The following is a 1752-nucleotide window of genomic DNA, read 5'->3' on the forward strand; positions in this document are numbered from 1 at the left end:
TCCCCTCAAAACTAAACAAAGTTTCATGTGATAGGTTTCCGTGGGCCGTTAGGCCCTATCCTTAGAAAGGAGGTGATCCAGCCGCAGGTTCTCCTACGGCTACCTTGTTACGACTTCACCCTAATCATCTGTCCCACCTTAGACGGCTAGCTCCCTTACGGGTTACCCCACCGGCTTCGGGTGTTACAAACTCTCATGGTGTGACGGGCGGTGTGTACAAGGCCCGGGAACGTATTCACCGCGGCATGCTGATCCGCGATTACTAGCGATTCCGACTTCGTGTAGGCGAGTTGCAGCCTACAGTCCGAACTGAGACCGGCTTTAAGAGATTAGCGTACCCTCGCGGGTTAGCAACTCGTTGTACCGGCCATTGTAGCACGTGTGTAGCCCAGGTCATAAGGGGCATGATGATTTGACGTCGTCCCCACCTTCCTCCGGTTTGTCACCGGCAGTCTTACTAGAGTGCCCAACTGAATGCTGGCAACTAGTCATAAGGGTTGCGCTCGTTGCGGGACTTAACCCAACATCTCACGACACGAGCTGACGACAACCATGCACCACCTGTCATTTTGCCCCCGAAGGGGAAACCTGATCTCTCAGGTGATCAAAAGATGTCAAGACCTGGTAAGGTTCTTCGCGTTGCTTCGAATTAAACCACATGCTCCACCGCTTGTGCGGGCCCCCGTCAATTCCTTTGAGTTTCAACCTTGCGGTCGTACTCCCCAGGCGGAATGCTTAATGCGTTAGCTGCGGCACTGAAGGGCGGAAACCCTCCAACACCTAGCATTCATCGTTTACGGCATGGACTACCAGGGTATCTAATCCTGTTCGCTACCCATGCTTTCGAGCCTCAGCGTCAGTTGCAGACCAGACAGCCGCCTTCGCCACTGGTGTTCTTCCATATATCTACGCATTTCACCGCTACACATGGAGTTCCACTGTCCTCTTCTGCACTCAAGTTTCCCAGTTTCCGATGCACTTCCTCGGTTAAGCCGAGGGCTTTCACATCAGACTTAAGAAACCGCCTGCGCTCGCTTTACGCCCAATAAATCCGGATAACGCTTGCCACCTACGTATTACCGCGGCTGCTGGCACGTAGTTAGCCGTGGCTTTCTGGTTGGATACCGTCACTACGTGAACAGTTACTCTCACGTACGTTCTTCTCCAACAACAGAGTTTTACGATCCGAAAACCTTCTTCACTCACGCGGCGTTGCTCCATCAGACTTTCGTCCATTGTGGAAGATTCCCTACTGCTGCCTCCCGTAGGAGTTTGGGCCGTGTCTCAGTCCCAATGTGGCCGATCACCCTCTCAGGTCGGCTACGTATCACTGCCTTGGTGGGCCTTTACCTCACCAACTAGCTAATACGCCGCGGGTCCATCCAAAAGCGACAGTCCGAAGACCGCCTTTCAACCTTGGACCATGCGGTCCAAGGGTTTATGCGGTATTAGCATCTGTTTCCAAATGTTATCCCCCACTTAAGGGCAGGTTACCCACGTGTTACTCACCCGTCCGCCACTCGGTTCAAAAGAAATCGTTCCGAAGAACTCAATCAATTAAACCTCGTTCGACTTGCATGTATTAGGCACGCCGCCAGCGTTCATCCTGAGCCAGGATCAAACTCTCATGTAATATGAGCTGTTTGAATAGCTCGATTTGTTGTTACTAGCGAATTGACTTCGCAATGTTTAATTCTTTTCAATTAAGAAAAGCCCTATCACATTTACGAAACTTTGTTCAGTTTTCAAAGG

At 51.4% G+C, this 1752-nt stretch carries 1 rRNA gene; it reads right to left on the reverse strand.

The window, feature by feature from the left end:
• Window positions 1-65 precede the first annotated feature (65 nt).
• A 16S ribosomal RNA gene (locus tag ACYVRZ_RS12985) occupies window positions 66-1633 on the reverse strand.
• Window positions 1634-1752 lie beyond the last annotated feature (119 nt).

It is taken from the genome of Lacticaseibacillus suihuaensis, from assembly GCF_054785075.1.